Below are 24,008 nucleotides of genomic sequence, written 5' to 3'. Positions count from 1 at the left end.
TACAGCTCAGCCGCCCGGACGAACCCTCCGCTACGCCACACTTACGGCCGAACGCCGCGAAGCGGACGTGGCGGAGGAGGTTGACGATGGCCATTTCCATCTCTGTGGTGTTGCTGCTGTTCATCCTTGCGGTGATCTTCGTACGCAACGGCGGGTTGAAGATCACCCACGCGGTGGTGTGTCTGCTGCTCGGCTTCTATCTGGCCAGCACGAGCATGGCGCCCACCATCAACAGCGGTCTGACGGCCACGGCGGACATCGTCAGCAGCCTCAGACCGTGAGGCTCAGCGGGTCGAGAAGATTCCGATGCCGTTGGGGACAGGACGTTCCGCGCCGTCGGACGGGTGGTTCCGCACCGAGACCGTCGCCGCCCCCGGCGCGCGGGCGACCAGCGTCGACGAACCACCGCCGTCCAGGCTGAAGGCGTCGACCGAACCCAGCTCCCGCATGACGGAAGCCACTTCCGCGATGGTCAGACCGGTGCGGTACTCGGGCGCACCGTCCAGGGCGAGCAGCAGCAGGCGCCGGCCGCCGTCCGCGATGCCCACGGCCGTGCGCACGGCCGAGGCCCTGTCGTCGAGGCCGGGCAACGGCTGCCCGCCGTCGAGGACCGGATAGCCGCCGAGGGCGAAGCGGAACGGGACGCGTGACGTCGCCGCCGCCAGTCGGTGCCGTACCGTGACCGGCTCGCCCGCGAAGAACTCCCGCAACTGCCGCGCCCCCGCCTCCCGGCCGACGAGGACGGTCGTGTCCGGGGCGATGGGTCCGCTCCCCGGGGTGTCGGCGGTCGACACGACCCGGCCGTCTCGGACGGTCACCTCGTAGGTGTCGGTGCTGCACGGGGCCGCCCGGTCGGTGTCCGTGCCGCAGACGGCGCGTGCCCGGGAGGCGCTGCCCCACTTGGCGGTGAACGCCCCGATGGAGCCCACGGGCAGCGCGTACTGGTTGAGGCCGCGCAGGGGCAGCCGGCCCTCGGGGGTGCCGATCGAGCCGACGAGGCTCAGGCCGTCCAGCCGGGCGCGTCGGTCGACGCCCACGCCGAACACGTCCTCGGTGCTCGTGCCGGGCGGCAGCGCGGGTCCGAAACGCTGGCCGTTCGGCACCGCCGCCTTCAGCGCCCGGCCGCGCGCGACCGCCGGTCCCACACTCGCGCCGGTCGCCTGGACGCCCGGATGCTGGGCCTCGCTGATGTTGAAGAAGTCGCCGTTCACGCCCGCGACGGCGCCCTGGGCGGTGGCCTGCCGCGAGACGGTCGCCCGCGCCGCCACCGCCCCCGGGTGCAGCAGATCGAGACGTACGCGCGGATCGCGAAGGTCGACGGTGAGGACATGGGCGTGTGCCGTGCCCCGTCCCGCCGCGATGTCGAACTCGTCGTACGTGACTCCCGGCGCGATCGGGGTGTCCTGCGCGGCGCCGGCCGGTGCCGCCCCCACCAGGGCTCCACCGGCCAGCGTGCCGAGTGCCGTGAGCAGCGTGAGGGCCGCTCTGGCAGCCCCGAACCGTTTCTGACGACGTGTCACGATTCCTCCCCCTGATGTCTCGTCAAATGTGGCAGGACTCGGGGGAAGTGCACCAGACCGCGATGACCTGCGGGGTTGCTAGGCGCCGACGACGCGAGAACGGGTGAGGAAACGCACCCCCTCGGGTGCCTCCAAAGAGAACCCGCTGCCCCGGCCCTCGACGACGTCGACGATCAGCCGGGTGTGGCTCCACGCCTCGTACTGGCTGCGCGACATCCAGAACGTCACCGGCTCCGCCACCCCCTCGACGTGCAGCTCCGCGAGCAGCACGTCCGAGCCGCCCGTGCGGAACTCGCCCTCCGGATAGCACATCGGGGCGCTGCCGTCGCAGCAGCCGCCGGACTGGTGGAACATCAGCGGGCCGTGCGTCGCGCGCAGACGGCGCAGCAGGTCGGCGGCCGCGGGGGTGAGTTCGACGCGCGGGGTCTCCTCATACATGGCAGCAAGGGCAGCACGGGCAACGTTGCGAGAGGGTTGCACCCGCTCGTTCTGATTAGTCTGCTCGGGTGACCATCGAGCTGACGCTGTTGACGTCCGTCTCCCACCGGGGCAAGGAGATCACCGCGCCCCGTCTGCGCGGGCTGCTCGCGCTGCTTGCCGGGGAGCCGCGGGCCGGATGCGGCACGGGCCGGCTCGTGGACGGGCTGTGGCCGGACGAGCAGCCCGAGAACCCGACCAAGGCGCTGCAGATCCTCGTGTCGCGGGCCCGGTCGCTGCTCGGCGTGGAGGTCATCGCGAGCACACCCACCGGCTACCGCATCGCCCTGCGCGAGGACCAGGTCGACGCCTGGGCCGTCCAGCTGCACGCCGCAGCGGGACGGGAGAAGGCACGGGCCGGGGACCATCACGGCGCGGTCGCCGAGGCCGAGGAGGGCCTCGCGCTGTGGGGCGGCGGCCCCGCGGAAAGGGCGCCGATCGGCGACCCCCTGGTGGCCCTGCGCCTCGAACTGGGCGCCACGCACCTGTCGTTGGTGCGGCTGCGGGCGCTCTCGCTGGCCCGCGCCGGGCGCCGGGAGGAGGCGGTGGGACCGCTCGCCGAGCTGGTGGCCGGGCACCCCCTCGACGAGGAGCCGCTGCTGGAGCTGATGCGCTGTCAGGTGGCCACCGCCGGAGCCGCCGCCGCGCTGGCGACGTACGACATCCATCGCCGCCGCCTGCGCGACGAGCTGGGCACCGATCCGGGTCCCGCCCTTCAGGAGCTGCACCAGGAGCTGCTGCGTGGTCAGGCGCCCGTGGTGCGGCGCGGGGTGCCGCACGAACCGAACCCGCTGCTCGGGCGGGAGGCCGACATCGCCGCCGTCACCCGGCTGATCCACAGCTCACGGGTCACGTCCGTCGTCGGGCCGGGCGGCCTCGGCAAGACGCGCCTCGCGAGTGCCGTCGCGCGCGAGGCCGAACACCGGGTCGTGCATCTGGTGCCGCTCGCCGGTGTCCGCCAGGACGCCGACGTCGCGGGCGAGGTCGCCTCGGCGCTCGGCGTCGGGGACAGCCTGCGCGCCCCCACCGGAGGCTTCGGGCCGCCCGCCGACGCGCTCGCGGGCATCGTCGGCGCCCTCGGCCCCGGACCGGCGCTGCTCGTCCTGGACAACTGCGAGCAGGTGGTCTCCGGCGTCGCCGGCCTCGTCCAGGCCCTCGTGTCGATGACCAGGAACGTCAGCGTCCTCACCACCAGCCGCGCCCCGCTCGGACTGTCCTCCGAGACCGTCCACCCGCTGCCCGAACTGGACCCGGCCACCACCGTCGAGCTGTTCGAACAGCGCGCCCGCGCCGCCCGCCCCGGCGTCGAGCTGCCCACCGACGCCGTGGCCGACCTGTGCCACCGCCTCGACGGACTGCCGCTCGCCACCGAACTCGCCGCCGCCCGGGTCCGGGTGATGTCGGTGGCCGAGATCGCCCGCCGCCTGGAGGACCGGTTCGCCCTGCTGCGCGGCGGTCCCCGGGACGCACCCCAGCGGCACCGCACCCTGCACGCCGTCGTCGACTGGAGCTGGAACCTGCTCGAACCGGCGGGCCGGACCGCCCTGCGCGCCCTCGCCGTCTTCCCCGGCGGTTTCACCGCCACCGCGGCCGAACACGTCCTCGCGGACCTCCTCGGCGACGACGACACCCTGGACGTGCTGGCGGACCTCGTCGACCAGTCCCTGCTCAAGGTGACCGACACCGCGTACGGCAGCCGCTTCCGGATGCTGGAGACGGTACGGGAGTTCGCCGCCGCCCACCGCGAGCGGGCCGGTGAGGACGCGACGGTCGAGGAACGGTTCCTGCACTGGGCGCGGGACTTCGGAGTCGAGTACCACGACGCGCCGTTCGGTCCCGACCCGCTCGCCTCCTGGCACCTCATCCGCGCCGAGCAGGACAACCTCGTCCAGGCCGTGCGGATCGCCCTCGCCCGCGCGGACGCCGACACCGTCGCCACGGTCACCGCCGTCCTGGCCGGCCTGTGGACCACCGACGCCAACTACGCGCGCCTGATCGCCCTCACCGAGGACACCGCCGGGCTGCTCTCCCACTACCGGCCCGGCCCCGACTACGTCGAACCGGCCCGCACCGCCGCCGCCCTGACCACCGCCAACATCTTCCTCGGCGTCGGCCCCGGCGCCGTCCGCACCCTCGTCACCCTGAGACGGCTGCCGCCCGCCCCGCCGGACACCCTCGTCCGCGCCGTCGCGACCGTGCTGTCCGCACTGCCCGAGGTACTCGGCGACCACAGCGCCCTGGAGGCCCTGTGCGACAGCGACGCCCCGCTGCTCGCCGGCGTCGCCAACTGCCTGGCCAGCTATGTGTGGCAGAGCGAGCACCAGCCGGACCGGGCCCTGGACGCCGCCCGCCGGATGGTGGCGGCCCTCGGCGACCGGAACATCCCCCTGCTCAGTTTCTGGCCCGCCTCGCGCGTCGCCGAGCTGTGCCTCCAGATGGAACGGGGCGCCGAGGCCATCGTCCATGTGCGGTCCGCGCTGGAGGCGTTGGAGGAGTACGGCGAGTGGGGCGACCCGATCGGGCTGCGCTGGGGCATGATGCTCGCCAACCTCCAGACCGGGGATCTCGACGCGGCCGAGCACTGGCTCGGTGAGGCACTGCGGCACCAGCCCGACGGCGAGGGCTCCGACGCGTTCGTCCCCGACCTGGGAGCCCGCGCCGAGATCGCCCTCGCCCGTGGGGACATCGAGACCGGGCTGGCGCTGTGGCGCCGTGCCGTGGCCCGGCTGGAGCACGGCGCCAGCCCTGTCTTCGGCGACGAACTCGTCATGGAACCCTGGGTGCTGGAACTCCAGGCGGTCGCCGTGACCGCCCACGCCCGGCACGGCCGCCTCGACCTCGTCGCAGGCATCGCGACACCGCTCCCGGACCGGCTGACCACGCTGCTGACCCGCCCCAAGGTCGCCCCGCACCGGGTGACGGTGGACTTCCCGGTGTGCGGGGCCCTGCTGCTCGCCCTCGGGACGGTCGACCTGTCCACCGGCGCGACAGCGCGGGGCGTACGGCTGCTCGCGCTCGCCGACCGCTTCCGCGCCCTGCGCAACTTCCAGCCCACGATGTCCTCGGCCGTCTCCCGCGAGGCAGCATCGAACGCGGACAAGGCGGCGTACGAGGACGCGGTGTCCACGTACGCCGACCTGGACCCGGAGGCGCTGGGCGAGGCCGTGCTCGCGGTGCTGGGCGGCGGCCGCTGAGGCAACGGTTCAGAGCACCACCGGCAGCCGCACCAGGTGGAAGCCGTTGTCGTCTGCCTGCCGACGCCGCCGTCGGGTCGGCCGTGATCTGTTCTTTCGTGTCTCGCCGATGGTGGTGTTCGGAAGAAGCTGGCGTGACGCTACGGCTCGGGGCGGGTGTTCGACGTCGCCGACATCCACGACCGTAAAGGCCGACGGGCGGTGATCGCCGTGGGCCTGCAACGCTGGTTGGCGCCGGCCTTCGCCGCCCGGACCTCGAACCGTTCGGGGGTGACGCGGCTCAGCGCCGCTGAGGGCATCTATGCGGTGCTGTCCTGCCCGGCCCTCCAGCCCGGACAGCGGCGGCCGCTGCGAGGCTCGAGGTGGCTCACTGTCCTGACACGATGTCCTGTGGCCGAATCCTTGTTGCACTCTCGCGAGATCCAATTGCCGGACGTCGACAACGTGCGTCTGGCCGAGACCGCCGCACCCGACGTGCCGCCGTGGGAGCGGGCGGCCATGGACCGGGTATGGAACGCGGCGGTCAAGGACAACCCAGGGCGCCGGTCGAGGGTGCCGTGCCGCCTCGGTGCTCAGCCGCCCGGACCGGCCGCGGGGCAGCTGCTTCCGTCCTGCGGAATCGTCAGGGCCATGAGGTAGCCGTCCACCGCGCCCCGGGTGCAGTCACTGCGTCCGTAGACACTGTGTCCCGCGCCCTCGTACGTCACCAGGACGGTCGTCCCGCGGGTCTGCCGGTGCACGTTGGTCGCCCACGCGTGGTTGTTCGCCGGGTCGTGGCGGGAGTGCAGCATGAGGATCTTGGGCGCCTCGGTGATGCGCAGGCGGTGCTGCGGGTTGTTCACCTCGTCCGGCCAGCCGACGCACCCGGCCAGCGCGGCGTGGACGCGTGGTGAGCCGCGCATGTGCGGCGCAGCCCGCAGTTCGGCCTCGGTCAGACGGGCGAACTCCCGGTAGTCCTTCGGCCGGATACGCCAGTCCTGGCAGAACACCGCGGAGAAGGGGGCGGCCTCCGTCTGCTGACCGGTGCCCTTGGCGGCAGGCGTCTCCCATGTGCCCGGCCGCGGTTCGGCGTGGGAGCCCGGCCGCGTCTGCGCTTCGAGTCCGGCCACATAGTCGGCGAGTTCGTCCCAGTCCGGGCCGTAGAACTTGTACCTGAAGGCGAACAGGGCGATGTCGTTCGCGGAGAGGGTCCGGCCGGGGTCCTCCGGATCCCGGATCTCGCCCCGGTCGGCGCGGGCGAGCAGACCGTCCCACACGGCGGTGACATCCCGGCCGTGCAGTGCGCAGGACGGCGAGCGGCCGCACCACTTCACGAACTCGTGGAAGGAGTCCTCGGCGGCGACCGCGGAGGAGACGATGAAGTCCCGGGCGCCCAGGCTGTGGTCGATGTTCGCGGTGAGGGCCATGGCCCGGATCCGGTCGCCGTACAGCTCCGCGTACTGCTCGCCGATCAGCGTGCCGTACGAGTGGCCGAAGTAGGTGAGCTTCTGCTCGCCCAGTGACCTGCGTAGGGCCTCCATGTCGCGGACGACGCCGAGGGTGTCGGCGTGGTCGAAGACCGGGCCGCTGTGCCGTCGGCAGTCCTCGCGCAACTCCCGGTTGTAGGCGGCCAGCCGGTCGAACTCCGCCTGGTCGCGGGGGTACGCGGACGGCGCCCGGCCGAGCAGTTCCGTCGAGCACTTCACCGGCCGGCTGCCTCCGACACCGCGCGGATCGAAGCCGACGATGTCGAACCTGGCCTGGAGGTCCTTGCTGAACTGGGCGGGCGCGCGGGTGAGGGCGAAGTTCACCCCCGAGTCCCCCGGCCCGCCCGGATTGACCAGGAGCGCGCCGACCCGGCGGTCCGGGTCGGTCGCCTTGCGCCGTGCCACCGCCATGTCGAACTTCTCGCCCGCCGGGTGCGCCCAGTCCACCGGCAGCCGCAGGGTGCCGCACTCGGCCGTGGGATGCTCGGGGCACGGCTTCCAGTCGATCGGGGCGACGGGTGCGACCGAGGGGCCTGCGGATAAGCGGCCGGAGGGGCCGGCGTCCGCCACGCCGGGGCCGAGCACCAGCGCGCCGACCGCGAGCACGCCCGCGGTGAGCGCCCCGGTGAGCGCCTTCATGAACGGTTGCACAGAGTTCCTCCTGGTACTCCTGATACTTCTCGGACCATGGAACACAGGAGTGGCCACTCCTCGACGAGCTTCACAGCGAGCCGAGGGTGGCCACAACCGTTCACGTCCGGAATCAGGGACGGAACCAGGGAACGTCCGGAGCGGGTCTCAGGGTCAGCCCTCACGTCCTCCGGGGTCGTCGCCGATCCTGACGACGCCCGTGGTCCTCGCGCCGTCGGCGTTGTCGTAGACCACGTCACCCGTGGACTTCTTCCAGATCTTGATGCGGAAGGTGTCCGGGCCGTCCGTCGCCGTGATCCGGAAGCCGTAGCCGCCGCTGCCGTTGACGGTGCCGGAGCCCTGGTAGACCGCCCGGGAGCCGGTGACCACGAGCCAGTCGGAGCCGGTGGAACGGAACTTCAACTTGGCCGGCCCGAGGTCGAAGGCGGCCTTGCCCGTGGGGGCGGTGGCTCCCCTGACGTACGCGACGGCGAAGGAGAAGGCCGCCTTGCCGGTCAGCTCCGGCTTGGCCGGGTAGGCGCCGGCCGGGGAAGTGATCACGCCGGTGCCGAGCGCGGGGCCCGCGGCGCGGTCGTAGACGATCAGCTCGGGGAGCGTGATGCTGTCCGAGGCGCCGTCGTCGTCGGTGACCCTGATCACCGGACGATGGATGCCGGGCTTGGTGTAGGCGCGCTCGGCGCGGCACACGCTGCCGGTGACCGTGCCCGCGGTCGGGTCGGTGCCGTCCTTCCAGTCGACCGTGCAGGTGTGGGAGTCCCGGCTGCCCGCGTCACCGAAGTCGGCGGTGACCGTGGCGCGTTGGCGGACCGGCACGGCGGACTTCGGCCCGGTCGCCGCCGTGATCGCCGGTGCCGCGTTGGCGACGGCGACGGTGGCCGTGTCGCTGCCCCGGCCGCCGGTCAGGGTGACGTCGTACGTGCCGTCGTCGGTGCAGGTGATCGTGGTCCGCGCGGCCTTGGGGTCGGCGACCGTGCAGGGCGCGTCGTCCTCGACCGACCACTTCGGGCTGCCCGCACCGGAGATCGTGCCGTTCAGCGGGATCGCGTCGCCTTCCTTGCCGCTGCCGTCCGGACCGGCGTGCACAACGGTCACCGGGTCGATGCCGGTGAGGGTGGGCACGACCTTCTTGATCAGTCCCTCGGCGTCGAACTCCAGCTTGTCGACGGTCGTTTCGCGATGGGTGCCGTCGCCGCCGGGGATGGCGAACCGGTGGTAGGCGATGTACCAGTCGTCGGTGTTCGGGACATGGACGACCGAGTGGTGGCCGGGGCCCTTGATACCGAGGGAGAGGTCCTTCTCCAGGATCACGCCGTGCTTGGTCCACGGGCCGGTGGGGGAGGGGCCGGTGGCGTAGGCGACGCGGTAGTTCTCGTCCCGGGTGTCGTTCTCCGACCACATGAAGTAGTAGGTGCCCTTGCGCTTGACGACGAAGGTGCCCTCGTTGTAGCCGCTCGGGGTGATGTCCTTGACCTTCGACGTGTCGACGGAGGTCATGTCGTCGTTCAGCGGCGCGACGTACGCGCGGCCGTTGCCCCAGTAGAGATACGACTGCCCGTCGTCGTCCGTGAACACGGCGGGGTCGATCATCTGGCCGCTGAACTGGCCCGCCTTGAGCAGCGGTTGACCGAGCGCGTCCTTGAACGGGCCCGTCGGCGAGTCGGACACCGCGACGCCGATGTTGGCGTCGGCACAGAAGTAGAAGTAGTACTTACCGTCCTTCTCGGCGATCGCCGGCGCCCACGCCCTGCTGTCCGCCCAGGAGACGTCCGGACCCAGGTCGAGGATGACGCCGTGGTCCTTCCAGTGGACCAGGTCGGTCGAGGAGTACGCCTTGAACTGCGTACCGCTCCAGCCCTCGAAGCCGTCGGTGGTCGGGTACAGGTAGAAGGTGTCGCCGAAGCGGACGATGTTCGGGTCGGCGTTCAGCCCCGGCAGCACCGGGCTCCGCATGACGAGCGCCGAGACGGTCCAGGTGCGCTTCGTGCCGTCCGAGCCGGTCACCTCGTACGTCACCGGCTTGCTGAAGTCCCGCACGGTGCCGGAGGCGGGGCTGATCGCCGCGCCGTGGGCGAGGGTGAACTCCGGTGCGAGGGCCGTGAGATCCGTGCCCTCCTTCATCGGCAGCGTGATCCTGCCGCCGGCGTTGTCGATGAGCGCGTCGACCTTCAGCGCGGGGTGCGTCGCCTTCGCGATGCCCGCGGTGTTGCCGCTGAGCTCCATGACCTCGGCGGCCGTCAGGGCCCGGTCGTAGACGCGGAAGTCGTCGACCTCGCCGCCGAAGTACGGGTCGGCCGCGTACAGGGACCTGCCGATGTAGCCGCCGTAGTCCTTGTTCCCGTCGTACAGCTCGGACGGCTTGATGGTGGTCGTCGTGCGGGCCGCCTCGATGCCGTCCACGTAGAGGACCATCGCGCCGGTCGTGCCGTCGAGGGTCACGGTGACGTGCTGCCACTCGCCGGGCGTGAGCCGCGAGCCGGCCGTCAGCTTCGACTCCGCCGACCAACTCGCCTTGGTGATGGCCGAGTAGAGGCTGGACCCGCCGTTGGAGGGGGTGGCGAAGAGGTACTTGTCGCTGTCGGGCCCGAGCCCGAACAGCCACTGGAAGTTGTCCCCGCCCTTCCACTTGGCGTACGTCGAGACGGTGACGCTGTCGGCGTCCTTCAGCACACCGTTCGGGATCTTCACATACGGCGAGCCGGAGTCGCCGGACATCTTGAACGAGCCGCCGTCGACGCCGGTGCCGAAGCCGGGCGTACGGACGTAGGTGCCGTGGTAGCCGTGGCCACTGGAGTCACGGGCGATGCTGCCGCCGGTCTCGTCGAAGTCGTACTGCAGGAGCAGGTCGGCCGGGACGTCCGCGCCTTCCTCCGAGACGGTGACCTCGGCCCGCACCGGGATCGCGGCGCCGTCGGGCAGGCTGCCGGTCACGGTGAAGGTGCCGGCCTGCGCGTACTTCGACGCCGGGACGTCCTCCCAGGTCACGGAGACGGGACGCTTGACGCCGTCCGCGTACTCGGCGATCACGGTCGCCGGGAGGACCGGGGCCTCGCCGATCCCCGTCTTCACCGTCACGTCCTCGACGCCCGCCACCAACTGGTCCGGCTGGTAGGCGCGCAGCAGCCGGTCGTACTCGGCCTGTGTCACCGGAAGCACCGTGCCGTGGCGGGGCTTGGCCGGGAGGTCGTAGCCGGTGGACGGGGTCCAGGAGCCGGAGGCGAGGTCCGTCGTCTCGAACGGGATGTAGCCGCGACCACCGAACTCGTCCAGGAACGCGTACCACTTGTCCTCGGTGTTCGACTTGAACACCAGCGGCCCCTCGGCCGCGTTCATCGCGCCCTTGCCGATGCCCTCGGCGACCGCGTCCCAGGAGAGGTCCAGGAGCGAGTCGCTCTTCTCCTCGAAGATGAACTTGCTGTTGGGCGTGGAGGAGGTGTTGTTCCGCTCGTCCTTGGAGAGGCGGAAGTACGTCCCGTCGTGCTGGATCACCGTGGAGTCGATGACGGAGTAGCCGCGGTCGATCCAGACCTTGGGCTCGCTGAACGTGTAGAAGTCGCGGGTCGTCGCGTACATCATGCGGTTGTACGTGTCGCCGGAGTGCGCCTCGTTGTCGTACAGCTTCGACGCCCAGAAGACGACGTACTCACCGCGCTGCGCGTCGTAGAACGCCTCCGGCGCCCAGGTGTTGCCCGCGCTGTCCGGGGAGACCTTAACCAGCCGCTGGTTCGTCCAGTGGACCAGGTCGGTGGACTCCCAGACCATGATGGACTTGCTGCCGGTGCGCTGGGACGCGTCCCAGTCGCCGTTGCCGTAGATCCGCAGGTCGGTGGCGATCTGGTAGAACTTGTCGCCCTCGGGGGAGCGGATGATGAAGGGGTCGCGCAGGCCCTTCTCGCCGAGCGTGGAGGTCAGGACGGGCTTGCCGTCGTTCAGCTCCCGCCACTTCAGCGGGTCGTCGCCCTTGCTGAGCGCGGCGTAGAGCTGCTCGCCGTCCGAGGTGCCCTCGCCGGTGAAGTAGCTGAACATGTAGCCCTTGAGGGCCTCGTGCTTCGGCAGTTCGGGCACCTTCGCGGTGAAGGCGCGGGTCGCCTTCGCCTCGCCCTTGGTGACGGTGGCGGTCAGTTCGACCGTCGTGGCTCCGTCGCCGTGCGCGGGTCGGCGGACGACGCCGTCGGCCGAGACGACGTCCGGCTTCGCGGAGGACCAGGTGACGTCGGTGCCGTAGGAGCCGGTCGACGGGAGCGTGAGGTTGCCGCGTACGTCGTCGAGGTTGTGGACCGTGAGGGCTTCGGCGGCCTGCTCTGCGGCGGTCCGGTCGTCGAAGTCGGGGAGCACCGTGACCTCGAAGGTCCTGGTGTCGGTCACGGAGCCCTTCTTCAGGGTCGCCGTGAGCGTGGCGTGGGCGTCGGGCTGACCGGCGGCCGGGCGGGTCACCTTGCCGGTGCCGGACACGACGGCCGGAGCGTCGCTGGCCCAGCTGATCGAGGATCCGCCCGCCGTGCCGGTCTTCGGCAGGTCGAGGTCGGCCCTGACGGCGCTGGTGTCACCGAGGCTCAGCGCGGCCTTGTCGTCGGCGACGCCCTGGGTGGCGACGGGGAGGGCGAGTTGCTCGACCTCGGAGCCGGCGAGGGCACGGTCGTAGACCCGGAAGTCGCGGATCCGTCCCTTGAACAGCTTGTCGCCGGAGTAGACCGACTTGCCCAGGTAGTTGGCGGTGGTGGTGCCGGAGCCGATCGAGCCCGGGGTGATGCTGACGGATGTGTTGCGGCCGACCTCGACGCCGTCCTCGTACAGCACGCCCGTGTTGCCGGTCTGGGTGTAGGTGAGGTGCTTCCAGACGGCGCGGGTGAGGTTGTGGGAGTCGGCGGGCTTGGTGGTCTGCTCGGTCGACCAGTTGCCGCCGGCGATGGACGTCCGCAGGGAGTTGCCGGTGGTGAAGAGGTAGCCGTTGCCGTTGCCGCCGCTGGTGTTGCCGAAGCCGTAGAGGAAGTACGGCGTGCTCTGCGTGGAGTCGATCCGCACGTCCAGCGAGACGGTGATCGCGGCCATGCCCTTCATGACGTCGTTCGGCACCTTGACGTAGGTGTCCGAGCCGTTGAAGGCGAGCCCCTGACCGGTGCCGGACCAGTCCGCGGCGCCGTTGACCGTGCCGTCGCGGCCGTTGCCGGAGGCGTCGGGCACCGTGCTGCCGGAGGCGGCGTCGAGCTTGTACCAGAGGGCGAGGCCGTCGGTGATCTCCGCCGCCCCGGCCGTTTCCGCTGCCTGCGCGGGAACGAGGGGCGCGGCGAGGCCCAGCAACAGCGACGCTGTGGTCAGCCCGGCGAGTCGGCCCGCCCGGCGTCTCACGCGGGCACGGGCGCGTGCGATGTACGGCATGTGGAGTTTCCCTGCTGAGGCATGGCGGGGCCTCGGCCATGGGCACCCTGCCGTTTCGGCTGTGTGACGTCGTGTTGCGAGAGTGTCAATCGCGGTGTGGCGCAGCGTCAAGAGTTTTCGAACGATGTCCGACCCGCCGAACGGAAGTTTTCGAGCCCGGGGTTCGGGGACGTCGACTTCTCCGTGTCCGGGGTGACTCGCGACGGTGGCTCGTGACGGGCGGGGGGTCTGGCGGCGGTGGCGCGGATCAGCGATCGTGCCTCGCGCGGCGGGCTTCGGTCAGCAGGGGCAGCAGCGGCAGCAGGGAGAGGATGACGATGAGGGCGACCAGCGGCAGCAGGTAGTCGTCGATGTCGGGTACGGAGGCGCCGAGGGTGTACCCGGCCAGGACGAGGCCCTGGGACCAGAGCAGGCCGCCGACGATCTGCCAGACGGTGAAGGTCCGCGTGGGTACGCCGAGCGCACCGGCCGCCGGGTGCAGGACGGTCCGCACCATCGGGACGAAACGGCCGATCACCAGGGCCTTGCCGTAGCCGTAGCGGGCCAGGAGCTTCTCCGCCCGCGCCGCCGCGTCCCGGACGCGGCGCTTCGATGTGCGGGCCAGCAGGGCCCGCCCGCCGTGCCGTCCGATGACGAACCCGACCTGTGCACCCGCCACGGCGCCGACGGCCGCGCACAGCAGAACCTGCCAGAGCACCAGCCGTGGCGCCTGGTCGGCGCTCGCCGCGCACAGCACGCCCGCCGGGAACAGCAGGGTGTCACCGGGCAGGAAGAAGCCGACCACCAGCAGGCCCGACTCAGCGAAGATCACCGCGAGGACCCCGAGGGCGCCGAAGGTCGCCAGCACGGAGGAACCGTCCATCGGGTTGACGGCGATCACCGCCCTCACCTCCCGGCCGTCCTCGTCGGTCGCCCTTCCCCAAGCATCCCGTGTGTGTGGCGCGGCCGCCTGTCCCGGCGGTGCGGGGCCGTAAATCTTGACATTCAATATCCAGGATATTTAGTGTCCAGAATTGCTGGGGCTCCTGCCTGGAGCCGAGCACCGGCTCGTCACCCGACCGACTTCGACAACGGAGCAGTTCATGAAAGATGTCCTGATCATCGGCGGCGGCTTCGCCGGCGTGTGGAGCGCGGCCGGAGCCGTGCGCGCGGCTCGTGAGGCGGGTGCCGGCGACGCGCTGCGGGTGACGCTGGTCGACGGCGGCGACGACATGGTCATCCGGCCCCGCCTGTACGAGGACGCCCCCGAGGGCATGCGGGTCGCCCTGGACCGCGTCCTCGGCCCGATCGGCGTACGCCGCGTCACGGCGACCGTCACGGGGATCGACACCGAAGCGCACGCCGTACGTGCCGTCACCCGCACCGGTGAGGAACTGAACCTGTCCTACGACAAGTTGGTGCTGGCCACGGGCAGCCGGCTCATCCGGCCCGACTTCCCCGGTGCGCGGCACATCTTCGACGTCGACACCCTCCCCGCGGCGGCCGCCCTCGACCACCATCTCCGCCGGCTGCCCGCCGAGGCTCCGTCCCAGGGCCGCTACACCGCTGTGGTGGTCGGCGCCGGCTTCACCGGTGTGGAGCTCGCCACCGCGCTGGGCGAGCGCCTCAAGGCGATCTCCGGCGCCCAGGGCGCGACCGAGGACGCCCGGGTCGTGCTGGTCGACCTCGCCGACGTCGTGGGACCGGAGCTCGGCCCGGGGCCGCGCCCGACCATCCTCGACGCGCTCGACGAGCTGAAGATCGAACGGCGGCTCGGACGCACCGTGGCGTCGGTGACCCGCCGGGACATCACCCTCTCGGACGGCGAGGTCATCCCCGCGGCGACCGTCGTATGGACGGCCGGCATGGCGGCGAGCCCCCTCACCGCCGAGATCCCCGGCGAGCGTGACCGGCTGGGACGGCTGAGCGTGGACGAGTACCTGCGGGTGGCCGGAGTGCCCGACGTCTACGCGGCCGGCGACACCGCGCTCGCCGCCGCCGACGACGGGCGCACCACCACGCAGTCGTGCCAGCACGCTCTGCCCATGGGCAAGTTCGCCGGTCACAACGTGGCCGCCGACCTCCTCGGCACCGCCCCACTGCCGTTCACCCCGGACCCCTACGCCACCTGCCTGGACCTCGGTCCGGCCGACGCCGTCTACACGGAGGGCTGGGACCGCAGGGTCGCGCTGACCGGGCCGGAGGCCAAGGCGCTCAAGAAGAAGATCAACGAGACCTGGATCTACCCGCCGACCGACGACGCGGAGCAGCTGCTGGACCAGGCGGGCCGCTTCTCCAACGGCTGACCGCCGGGGGCGTGCCCGGGATCCCGGTGCGCGGGGACTGTCTCGCGCCTCGCGTACCGGGGAGGCCGGGTGGGACGGACACGTCAGGCCCGCCCGTGGGCCTCCTGCGAGCGGCGGGACAGCGCGTCGATGACCACGGCGGCGAAGAGCACCCCGCCCGTGATCATGAACTGGACGGCGGCGGGTGTGTCCGTGATCGCCATGCCGGAGGCGATCGACTGGATGACCAGCATGCCGAGCACCGCCGACCAGGTGGAGCCGCGTCCGCCGAACAGGCTGGTACCGCCGATGACGGCCGCCGCGATGGCGTTGAGCAGCAGCACCCCCGAGCCCGAACTCTGGCTCACCGACGTGATGCGCGAGGCCAGGAAGAGTCCGCCGACCGCGGCCATGGTGCCCGAGACCGCGAGCACGGCGGTCTGCACCCGCGTCACATGGAGGCTGGCGCGACGGGCCGCCTCGATCCCGCCGCCGAGGGCGTAGACCTGCCGCCCGTAGTGGGTGCGGCGGAGGATCACGTCGAGGCCGGCCACCACCACCAGGAAGATCAGCAGGGCCAGCGGCAGGCCCTGGAAGCGGTTGAGCAGATACGCGGTGGCGAACGCGACCACCGCGAGCCCTCCCGCGCGCACCACGATGACCTGGAGCGAGCGGTGCGGCATATGAGCGGCCATGCGGCGCCGCCGGTCCTGGTAGGACACGAGGAAGACGATGCCGGCGGAGACTGCCGCCAGGCCGTACGCGACGGAGTCATGGGTGAAGTAGTAGCTGGTCAGGTCCGCGACGAGCCCGTTCTCGTCGAGGTTGATCGTGCCGCTGGTCCCCAGGATGTAGAGCATGAGGCCGTTCCAGGTGAGCAGCCCCGCGAGCGTGACGACGAACGCCGGCACCCGGGTTCTGGCGAAGGAATAGCCCTGCACTGTGCCCGCCGCCGTGCCGGCGAGCACCGCGATGACGAGGGCGAGCCACTCGGGCACGCCGTTGTTCACGTTCAGTACGGCGAAGACGGCCGCCGCGAGTCCGCTGATCGAACCGACCGACAGATCGAGCTCGCCGAGCAGCAGAACGAAGACGATGCCGACCGCGATCAGCCCCGTGCCGACGATGTCCACGCTGAGGTTGGACAGGTTCCGGGGCGAGAGGAAGTTCTCGTTGAGGGACTGGAAGGTGATCCAGACGACGGCGAGGACGAGGACGACGGGGAGCGAGCCCAGTTCACCGGCCCGCAGCTTGCGCCGGGAGAAGGCGACCCCGCTCTCCATGGCACGGGCACAGCTGTCCATGGCGCGGGCGACGACCTGCCCGCGATCCGCCCGACGGGCCTCGGCGGTGGGGGCGGCGGCTTCGGTCCGCGGGTCGTCCGCCGTGTCGCGGGTCCCTTTCACCATCCCGACTCCTGGTGGGCCGGCCGTCGGGGCGTGTTCTCCGTCGCCCCGGTGATGGAGGAGATGATCTGTTCCTGGGACGCCGTGTTCACGTCGAAGAAGCCGTTGTTGCGCCCGAGCCGCAGCACGGCCGCCCGGTCCGCGAGCGCCTTGACGTCGCCCATGTTGTGGCTGATGAGCAGGACACCCAGACCGCGGTCGCGCAGCTGGTCGACGAGGTCCATCACCTCGGTGGTCTGCTGGAGCCCCAGTGCCGCGGTCGGTTCGTCCAGCAGGAGCAGCTGCGGATCGCCGAGGAGGGAGCGGGCGATGGCGACCGTCTGTCGCTGACCGCTGGACAGGGACACGACCGGGGCGCGCAGCTCCGGAACGCCCCTGGTCAGCTGCTCCAGCAGCTGGAGAGTGCGGCGCTCCATCTCCATCTCGTCGAGGAACCCGAACCTGCGGATCTCACGTCCGAGGAACAGATTGCCGACGACGTCGAGATTCCCGCACAGCGCGAGGTCCTGGAAGACGGTGGCGATGCCGAGATCCCGGGCGTCGTTGGGGCGCCTGATGTGGACCGTGCGGCCCTCCCACTCGATGACGCCCCGGTCCGCGGGAGCGACCCCGGAGATCACCTTGACCAGCGTGGACTTGCCGGCTCCGTTGTCGCCGAGGAGGGCGACGACCTGGCCCGCGTGGACCTCCAGTTCGATGTCCTCGAGGACCTCGACGGCGCCGTAGCGCTTGCACACGCCGTGCAGCGCCAGCAGTGGGGGAGCGGACACGGAGACGATCTCCTTCCCGTGGATCCGGACATCCGGACGCGGTCGCGGCGGATGTCAGGTCAGTCCGGCCGAGGTGCACGCGGCTGCCAGTTGAGAGGTGCAGATCTGCCGGATCGTGTACACCCCGTCCTTGACCAGGGTGTCCTTGATGTTGCTGACGGTCACGGACACCGGGGTGAGCATGACGGCCGGAACCCGCCGCCCATCACGCGTCGTCACCTCGTCCCGGGCCACCCGGTCGAGGCTCTCCCCGCGGGCCGCGGCCACGGCCATGGCGGCGCCGGCGGCGGCCTCGGGTTCGAAGGGCTTGTAGACGGTCATGTACTGCTCTCCGTCGACGATGCGCTGCACGGCGCGGAGTTCGGCGTCCTGCCCCGTGACCGGGGGCACCGGGTCCACCTTGTTCGCCTTGAGTGCGGCGATGCTGCCGGCGGCGAGGCCGTCGTTGGCGGCGTAGACCCCCTGGATGTTGTCGACGCCGAGGGCCGCGATGGCACCCGACATGTTCAGGTGAGCTGCCTCGGTCCGCCACTGGAGCGTGTCGTACGACTTGCCGATCTTCACCTTCCCCGTGAGGACGGCCAGGGCGCCCCTCTTGAAGAGCACCGCGTTGGGGTCGCTGGGATCGCCGTTCATCATGACGATCTGGGCGCCGGGCACCTCGTCGCCCATGGCCTTCAGCAGGGCCTGACCCTGGAGCCGGCCGACCTCCTCGCCGTCGAAGGACGCGTAACCGGAGATCGGGCCCTCGGCGAGGCGGTCGTAGGCGATGACCGGGATGCCCGCCTCCACCGCCTTCCTGACCGAGGCGGCGAGCGATCTGGCGTCCACCGCCACGAGCAGGATCGCGTCGACGCCCTTGGTGATCATCGAGTTCATCTGCTCCTGCTGCATGGCCACATCGCCCTTGGCGTTGGTCTGCTCGATCGCGCAGTCACCGCAGAGTTCCTTGATCTCCCTGTCGAGCAGGGGCTTGTCCCGGGTCTCCCAACGCGCCGTGGTGACGTCCGGCAGGAGCACCCCGATCATCGGCGCGTCCCCCTCGGCGGAATCGCTCTCCCCGCCCGCCCCGCAGGCCGCCAGGGCCACGGCCGTGGAAATCGCGGTCAGGGCGAGAACCGCGTTCCGTATGCGGGCCTTCATGTGCGAGACCTCCCTTGTTCTTCGCCCGGCGTGGCGAGGAGGCGCTCATGGTGTCGACGACGCGGGTGCGCGTACGGCCGGGCAGAACGCCGGCAGTCGACGGATGGCCATGATGTCGGTGCCGGACATCCGGCTCGAACGTGCGGCGTGGACGTGGCAGGGCGACCACGTGGTCAGTCTGACACCGGCCGGGGTGATCTGCGAACGCAGCGATGGCGTCAGTGGCGGCGTCCCGGGGAGCGATGGAGCAGCAGCCTGATATGTCCGGCTCATCCATATATGCGATTCTGGTGTGTGGAAGCGACCGGGGCGGCGGGAGGTGGTGCCCCGATCCCCTTCGGCACCTCCGGTACGGACGGGAGGTTGGTTGCGGACATGCCTCATGACGGCCGTGCCCGGACCGGAGTTTCGGCGCCGGGGGCATTGGAGGTCGGCACCGCGGACACAGGTTCACCGCCTACGGAGCCGGAGGCCGTCACGGGCGACCGCGCCCTGACCTTCGCCGGAGCGGCGCTGGCCGCGGTCTACGCGCCCACCGACGGGGACGAGGAGCTGCAGCTGCTGGAAACGGTCGGCGGCACTCCCGAGTACCGGCTGCCGGACCGGCTCGCCGTGTCCGGTGGCTCAGCCGCGACCCACGCCTTCCGCACCGACCGGCCGCTGTGGCTGAGCGCCGCGGCCCTCGCCTCCTATCCCGTGGGCGCGCCCACGCCCCCGCGCGCCAGGTCGGCCTCGCTCGGCGCGCTGCCCCTGGAAAGGGAGGGCAGCCGGCTGGGCTGCCTCGTCGTCGTGGGGGCCTCCGCGGACGGCTTCGACGCCGGGCAACAGCGCTTCCTGGAGCGCTACGCCGACGCGGTCGCCGGTCTGCTGCTGGCCGAGTCCGGCCGGCCCGCGCAGCCCTCCCTGCTGGGCCGCGCCCTGCGGAGCCTGCGCGTCGGCACGTTCGTCCTGGTGCCGGACACCGGACTGATCGAGGCGGACGGCACACTGCTCGACCTGGTCGGCACCACGCCGGACGACTTCGACGGCAAGGCGGACACCCTGCTCGCACACGCCCTCCCGGAGGACATGCCGGCGCTGATGTCGGTCCTGGAGCCGTCCACACAGGCGCCGGGCCGTCGGGAGCTGGAGTTCCGGGTCCGCTGCCCCACCGGGGAGATGCGCTGGCTGAGCCTGATCTGCCGGGTGATGGCGCACACCGACCAACAGCCGGAGCAGGTGCTGGGCGTGGTCACGGCCACCTCGGTCAAGAGCCGCAGCACCGACGACGTCTCCCGGATCCAGTGGCTGACCGCCGTACTCGACGATGCTCTGACGGTCCGTGACGTCGGCCGCGTGGCGGTCGCCGCGCTGCGTGAGCCGCTGGGCGCCGACCGGGTGGCGCTCGCCGACGTCCGGGACGACCGGCTCGTGGTCACCCTGCTCGATCCGCCCCAGCCCGACGCCTGGCCGGAACTGTGGCGCGCCCAGTGGCGTTCCGAGTGGCCCGACGCGCCGGTCAGCGCCCTGCCCACCCTTCAACTGGCCCTGCGGGACGGCCGTATGGACCTCTGGCCCGCCGGCACGGCCCTCGAACCGGGACTCGCCGGCATCGGCCCCGGCGGCCTGGCCGTCCTGCCGCTCCCGGCCAAGGGCCGGGTCGCCGGGGTGTGCCTGGTCGGCTGGGACCAGCCGCACGAGTTCATCCCCGAGGAGCGGTCCCTGCTGACCGCCACCGCGGCACTCATCGGGCAGGCCCTCAAGCGGGCGCACGCCTACGACGCCGAGCAGGAACTCGCGACGATGCTCCAGCGCAGCCTGCTGCCCCGGCGCCTGCCCGAACTGCCCGGCGGCACCGCCGTCGCCCGCTACCTGCCCGCCCGGCGCGGCCTTCAGGTGGGCGGCGACTGGTACGACGTCATCGCCCTGTCCGAGGACCGGGTCGCGCTGGTCATCGGCGATGTGCAGGGACACAGCGCCGGAGCCGCGACGATCATGGGCCAGATGCGTACGGCGGTCAGGGCGTACGCGGTCGAGGGCCACCCGCCCGACGTGGTCGTCTCCCACGCCAACCGCCTGCTCGTCGGCATGGAGACCGACCTCTTCGCCACCTGCTGCTATGTCGAACTGGACATGGAGGAGGGCAACACCCTGGTCGTCCGGGCCGGACACCTCTCCCCGCTGCTGCGCCACCCCGACGGCAGCACCGAGGAGGTGGAGGTCGAGGGCGGCCCCCCGCTGGGGGTGCTCGCGGAGGCGGAGTTCCCCATGACCGCGGTCACCCTGACCCCCGGTACGGTGCTCGCCCTGGTCACCGACGGTCTGGTCGAGGCCGCCGACCTGCCCCTGGACGTGGGCATGGAACGGACCCGCACCGCGCTCGCCGCGGCCGACCCGGCCGATCCGGCCCGGATGGCCGACGACCTGCTCGGCGACATCGGCCGACGCGAGGACGACGTGGCGCTGTTGCTGCTGCGCTACGACGGCATGAAGACCCGGCCGATCCGGGCCGGCTGGGTGGTGTGGCGGCTGCCCGACGCCGTGATGCACGCCCGGCGCTTCACCGCGCGCACCCTGCGCCGGTGGAAGGTCGAGGAAGCGGCCGACGCGGTGCTGCTCGTGGTGTCCGAACTGGTCACCAACGCCCTGGTGCACACCCAGGGGTCGGTCCGTCTCGACCTGATGCTCCGCGGGGACCGGGTCCGGGTCTATGTGAGCGACTCCTCGCCGCGCGCGCCCGCCAAGCCGGTGATCGTGGACTGGGAGTCGACCGGCGGCCGGGGCCTGCTGCTGGTCGAGGCGGTGTCGGAGTCCTGCGGCTCGATGCCGGTGGCCGGCGGAAAGCAGGTGTGGAGCGAGGTCACCGTGGCACGGAACGACCCCGCTCCCGCCGACTCCAAGCTCTGAACGGAACGAGGCGAGCTGCGATGAGGACCCGCACGCTGCACGTCGTCGCGGCGCTTGTCGCGGGACTCATGACGGCGTCCCTGGCCGCCTGCGGCGAGGACGACGGAGCGGGCGCGGAGAGCTTCACGGTGGGGCTCCTGCTCCCGAACCGGGTGACTCCCCGCTGGGAGCACTCGGACAAGCCACTCATCGAACAGCGGCTCAAGGAACTGTGTGCCGACTGCACCATGGTGTACGCCAACGCCGAGAACGACGCGGCGAGGCAGCGGCAGCAGGTGATCTCCATGATCACCAACGGGGCGAAGGTCCTGATCCTCGACCCCGCCGACAGCAGGGCGGTGCGCTCCTCGATCCAGGAGGCGAAGCGGGCGGGCGTCCCGGTCATCGCGTACGACCGCCTCGCCGAAGGCCCGATCTCGGGCTTCGTCAGCTTCGACGGCGCACAGGTCGGTCGGCTTCAGGGCGAGGCGCTGCTGAAGGCCATGGACGAGAGGGGGAGGGGCAGGACCGTCGTGATGATGAACGGCGATCCGAGCAGCGCCAACGCGGCGTGGTTCCGCGAGGGCGCGATGTCCGTCATCTCGGGCAAGGCGAAGATCGCCAGATCGTACGACACCGCGGGCTGGAGCCCGGAGAACGCCCACGCCAACATGTCCGCCGCGATCTCCGCCCTGGGAGCTGACCGTATCGACGGCGTCGTCGCGGCCAACGACGCCATCGCCGCCGGTGTCATCTCCGCCTTCAAGAACGCCGGCGTCAAGGACCTCCCGCCGATCACCGGGCAGGACGCCGACCTGGAGGCCGTGCGGCGCATCGTCAAGGGCGAGCAGTACATGACGGTCTACAAACCGTTCGAGAAGGAAGCCGCGGCAGCCGCCGCCATGGCCGTCGCCGTGGGCCGCGACGAGGGGGCCGACGGCGTCGCCACGACGACGACCGACAGCCCGACCACCAAGGACATCCCGTCCATCCTCCTCACGCCGAAGGAGGTCACGGCCGACAACGTGCGCCAGACGCTCATCAACGAGGGCCGGTTCACCGTCGAGCAGATCTGCGTCCGGCCGCTGCGCGCGGCCTGCGCCGAGATCGGCCTCACCGGGTGAGGACGACTGGTCGGCGCGTCGGCCCGGGAGCAGCATGGAAGAGGAGCGACCCAGGGAGGTCAGCCATGAAGACCGGAGCCTCGGACTACGACCGCTGGCTGTACTCGCACACCCCCTCCCAGGCCGAGGGCGAACGCGACGAACCCGCGGAGCGCAATGCCGTGGAGCAGCACCCGGACGTCCCCAGGACCGAGCCCTCCCAGGCCGAGGGAGAGAGGGTGGACGACCTCAGGACTCCGTGATCACCAACACACGGTCAACGGGGGCATCCGGCTGGACCTCGCGTCGATGAGCACGCATACTTTGAACGTGTTCAGAAAAGGGGGAACCGGTCATGCGTGAACCGATCACCGCAGCCCAGCAGGACTCACCCGCCGCCGCCCTGGGGCCCACCGCTCTCGTCTTCGGCGCCATCGCCGCCCTGACCTCGTTCGTCATCTCTCCGTTCGCTCTGATCGCCGGCGGCCTGGCCGTCACCTTTGGCGCGGCGGGCATGCACTACGCCCGTCAGGGCATCGGCCGTATGTGGCCCGCCACGCTCGGTACCGTTCTCGGAACCGTCGGACTGCTCGGCATCGCCGTCCTCCTCGGGGCGCTCGGCGCCTAGCCCGCCTGGTCCGCCTGGTCCGCCTGGTCCGCCTGTTCGCCCCACGGTGAGATCAGCGGGACGCCGAGGCCCACCGGGGTTCCGAAGTTCGGTGTGCCGTCGGCGTTCCAGGTGAACTTCTGCGCCCTGGTGCTGCGGTGCATGTCGCAGCCACCGCTCGCGGAGCTGTTGGCGTTGTAGACGATCCAGTCCTCCGTCCCGTCGGGCGACTTGAAGAAGCCGTTGTGCCCCGGGCCGTACACCCCGTTGGCGTCGGACCGCTGGAAGACGGGGTTCGGGGACTTGACCCAGGAGACGGAGTCGAGCGGGTCACCGCCGTTGTAGGAGAGCATGCCCAGCTTGTAGTCGGGCGTCGAGCAGTGGCTCGCGGAGTAGACGATGAACGTCTTCCCGCCCCGCTGGAGCACCTCGGCGCCCTCGTTGACCGCGCTGCCCACCGTCTCCCAGCCGTAGGTCGGGGCGGACAGGACGCGCCGGGTACCGCTCGCCGTCCAGGGGTTGGACAGTGGCCGTATGAACATCGGCTGCGAGCCGTTGTAGAAGGTGCCCAGCAGATAGAGCCGGCCGTTGAGTTGCAGGATGCCCGGGTCCAGCTCCCCGGTGTTGTCCTGCGTCGGGTCGAGCAGGTCGGCCTTGAAGCTGTAGGGGCCCATTGGGTCAAGGCCGGCGCTCTCCAGCACATGGATGCGCTGGGTGCCCAGATCGAACGGCTCCCGCCCGGCCGTGTAGTAGAAGTACCAGCGCTTGCCGCCCGGACCGTCGAGCAGCTGGAACTCCGGGGCCCACATCGTGCCCGCCCCGTTGGGCCGGGTCAGGTTGAAGATCACCTGCTCGGGGGCGGTGGCGAGTCCACCCAGGGTGGGGGACTCGCGCATGGTGACCGTCGAGTTCCAGGTCGTGGTGGCCAGGTAGTAGTACCCGTCGTGGTACGTCAGCCAGGGGTCGGGCCCGCGCTGGGACAGCGGGTTGGTGAAGGTGGCCGGGCCGCTGCCGCCGCCGGTGAAGGCGGGCAGCCGCCACACCCTGCCGTTCGAAGCGGAGCACGGCAGTTGGACCAGGTTGGTGTTCGAGGCCGACGAACCGCCGCTCGGGGCCACGCACTTGCCGGAGCCGACCGACACCAGATTGAAGTTCGCGCGCTCGCCGAA

General features: G+C 71.3%; 16 protein-coding genes. 7 read left to right on the top strand and 9 right to left on the bottom strand.

Annotated elements, in window-relative coordinates:
- Window positions 1–86: 86 nt before the first annotated feature.
- On the top strand, window positions 87–281 hold the full coding sequence (locus ADK36_RS26030) for a hypothetical protein (RefSeq protein WP_048580484.1): 195 nt from the start codon (window positions 87–89) through the stop codon (window positions 279–281).
- 3 nt (window positions 282–284) lie between these two features.
- Here the strand turns inward: ADK36_RS26030 and ADK36_RS26025 are convergent, their stop codons facing one another.
- On the bottom strand, window positions 285–1,520 hold the full coding sequence (locus ADK36_RS26025; protein WP_048580483.1) for a phosphodiester glycosidase family protein: 1,236 nt from the start codon (window positions 1,518–1,520) through the stop codon (window positions 285–287).
- Between the two features lie 78 nt (window positions 1,521–1,598).
- The gene (locus ADK36_RS26020) at window positions 1,599–1,958 is read right to left on the bottom strand and encodes a DUF779 domain-containing protein (protein ID WP_030054024.1); all 360 of its coding nucleotides are present in this window, start codon (window positions 1,956–1,958) and stop codon (window positions 1,599–1,601) included.
- A gap of 68 nt (window positions 1,959–2,026) precedes the next feature.
- Here ADK36_RS26020 and ADK36_RS26015 point away from each other — a divergent pair, with 68 nt between their 5' ends.
- Complete coding sequence (locus ADK36_RS26015; RefSeq protein WP_053199276.1) at window positions 2,027–5,191, top strand: ATP-binding protein; 3,165 nt, start codon at window positions 2,027–2,029, stop codon at window positions 5,189–5,191.
- Window positions 5,192–5,763: 572 nt separating this feature from the next.
- On the opposite strand, the gene ADK36_RS26010 is transcribed toward ADK36_RS26015, so the two are convergent.
- From ADK36_RS26010 to ADK36_RS26000, 3 genes are all read right to left on the bottom strand, one after another.
- Window positions 5,764–7,308: an alpha/beta fold hydrolase gene (locus tag ADK36_RS26010; RefSeq protein WP_338060791.1), complete on the bottom strand. Its 1,545-nt coding sequence runs from the start codon at window positions 7,306–7,308 to the stop codon at window positions 5,764–5,766.
- 153 nt (window positions 7,309–7,461) lie between these two features.
- Window positions 7,462–12,681 carry a family 43 glycosylhydrolase gene (locus tag ADK36_RS26005; RefSeq protein ID WP_053199274.1) on the bottom strand — a complete coding sequence of 1,740 codons (5,220 nt, stop codon included), beginning with the start codon at window positions 12,679–12,681 and terminating at the stop codon, window positions 7,462–7,464.
- A 247-nt stretch (window positions 12,682–12,928) separates the two neighbouring features.
- Entirely contained in the window at window positions 12,929–13,561 is a 633-nt protein-coding gene (locus ADK36_RS26000) for a DedA family protein (protein WP_053199272.1), read from the bottom strand.
- Between the two features lie 202 nt (window positions 13,562–13,763).
- Here ADK36_RS26000 and ADK36_RS25995 point away from each other — a divergent pair, with 202 nt between their 5' ends.
- Window positions 13,764–14,966 carry an NAD(P)/FAD-dependent oxidoreductase gene (locus tag ADK36_RS25995; RefSeq protein WP_078942698.1) on the top strand — a complete coding sequence of 401 codons (1,203 nt, stop codon included), beginning with the start codon at window positions 13,764–13,766 and terminating at the stop codon, window positions 14,964–14,966.
- 83 nt (window positions 14,967–15,049) lie between these two features.
- Here the strand turns inward: ADK36_RS25995 and ADK36_RS25990 are convergent, their stop codons facing one another.
- The 3 genes from ADK36_RS25990 to ADK36_RS25980 are packed head-to-tail and all read right to left on the bottom strand — an operon-like array spanning window position 15,050 to window position 18,264.
- On the bottom strand, window positions 15,050–16,354 hold the full coding sequence (locus ADK36_RS25990) for a sugar ABC transporter permease (protein ID WP_053199270.1): 1,305 nt from the start codon (window positions 16,352–16,354) through the stop codon (window positions 15,050–15,052).
- Window positions 16,348–17,121: an ATP-binding cassette domain-containing protein gene (locus ADK36_RS25985; protein WP_048580479.1), complete on the bottom strand. Its 774-nt coding sequence runs from the start codon at window positions 17,119–17,121 to the stop codon at window positions 16,348–16,350. The genes ADK36_RS25990 and ADK36_RS25985 overlap by 7 nt, the downstream gene beginning before the upstream one ends.
- Window positions 17,122–17,175: 54 nt before the next feature.
- Complete coding sequence (locus ADK36_RS25980) at window positions 17,176–18,264, bottom strand: substrate-binding domain-containing protein (protein ID WP_053199268.1); 1,089 nt, start codon at window positions 18,262–18,264, stop codon at window positions 17,176–17,178.
- A 375-nt stretch (window positions 18,265–18,639) separates the two neighbouring features.
- Here ADK36_RS25980 and ADK36_RS25975 point away from each other — a divergent pair, with 375 nt between their 5' ends.
- From ADK36_RS25975 to ADK36_RS25965, 4 genes are all read left to right on the top strand, one after another.
- Window positions 18,640–21,150: a SpoIIE family protein phosphatase gene (locus ADK36_RS25975; RefSeq protein WP_048580477.1), complete on the top strand. Its 2,511-nt coding sequence runs from the start codon at window positions 18,640–18,642 to the stop codon at window positions 21,148–21,150.
- Between the two features lie 20 nt (window positions 21,151–21,170).
- On the top strand, window positions 21,171–22,253 hold the full coding sequence (locus ADK36_RS25970) for a sugar ABC transporter substrate-binding protein (protein WP_048580476.1): 1,083 nt from the start codon (window positions 21,171–21,173) through the stop codon (window positions 22,251–22,253).
- A 65-nt stretch (window positions 22,254–22,318) separates the two neighbouring features.
- Window positions 22,319–22,495 (top strand): hypothetical protein, encoded by a 177-nt coding sequence (locus ADK36_RS49620; RefSeq protein ID WP_199830246.1) that lies wholly within the window; start codon window positions 22,319–22,321, stop codon window positions 22,493–22,495.
- Window positions 22,496–22,587: 92 nt separating this feature from the next.
- Window positions 22,588–22,860: a hypothetical protein gene (locus ADK36_RS25965; RefSeq protein WP_048580475.1), complete on the top strand. Its 273-nt coding sequence runs from the start codon at window positions 22,588–22,590 to the stop codon at window positions 22,858–22,860.
- Here ADK36_RS25965 and ADK36_RS25960 read toward each other — a convergent pair.
- Window positions 22,857–23,981, bottom strand: a complete 1,125-nt coding sequence (locus ADK36_RS25960; RefSeq protein WP_234329871.1) for a family 43 glycosylhydrolase — start codon at window positions 23,979–23,981, stop codon at window positions 22,857–22,859. The genes ADK36_RS25965 and ADK36_RS25960 overlap by 4 nt on opposite strands.
- Between the last annotated feature and the right edge of the window lie 27 nt (window positions 23,982–24,008).

Source organism: Streptomyces viridochromogenes (assembly GCF_001270495.1).
Taxonomy (GTDB): Bacteria; Actinomycetota; Actinomycetes; order Streptomycetales; family Streptomycetaceae; genus Streptomyces; species Streptomyces viridochromogenes_A.
Note: the sequence above shows the minus strand (reverse complement) of the source record. Positions and strands in the feature narration are given on the sequence as shown.

What these genes read in the sequence shown, in the direction of transcription:
- ADK36_RS25970 (WP_048580476.1), top strand. Translation starts at nt 21,171, where the DNA reads ATGAGGACCCGCACGCTGCACGTCGTCGCGGCGCTTGTCGCGGGACTC.
- ADK36_RS25965 (WP_048580475.1), top strand. Translation starts at nt 22,588, where the DNA reads ATGCGTGAACCGATCACCGCAGCCCAGCAGGACTCACCCGCCGCCGCC.
- ADK36_RS26020 (WP_030054024.1), bottom strand. Translation starts at nt 1,958, where the DNA reads ATGTATGAGGAGACCCCGCGCGTCGAACTCACCCCCGCGGCCGCCGAC.
- ADK36_RS25990 (WP_053199270.1), bottom strand. Translation starts at nt 16,354, where the DNA reads ATGGTGAAAGGGACCCGCGACACGGCGGACGACCCGCGGACCGAAGCC.
- ADK36_RS25975 (WP_048580477.1), top strand. Translation starts at nt 18,640, where the DNA reads ATGCCTCATGACGGCCGTGCCCGGACCGGAGTTTCGGCGCCGGGGGCA.
- ADK36_RS25980 (WP_053199268.1), bottom strand. Translation starts at nt 18,264, where the DNA reads ATGAAGGCCCGCATACGGAACGCGGTTCTCGCCCTGACCGCGATTTCC.
- ADK36_RS49620 (WP_199830246.1), top strand. Translation starts at nt 22,319, where the DNA reads ATGAAGACCGGAGCCTCGGACTACGACCGCTGGCTGTACTCGCACACC.
- ADK36_RS26005 (WP_053199274.1), bottom strand. Translation starts at nt 12,681, where the DNA reads ATGCCGTACATCGCACGCGCCCGTGCCCGCGTGAGACGCCGGGCGGGC.
- ADK36_RS26030 (WP_048580484.1), top strand. Translation starts at nt 87, where the DNA reads ATGGCCATTTCCATCTCTGTGGTGTTGCTGCTGTTCATCCTTGCGGTG.
- ADK36_RS25995 (WP_078942698.1), top strand. Translation starts at nt 13,764, where the DNA reads ATGAAAGATGTCCTGATCATCGGCGGCGGCTTCGCCGGCGTGTGGAGC.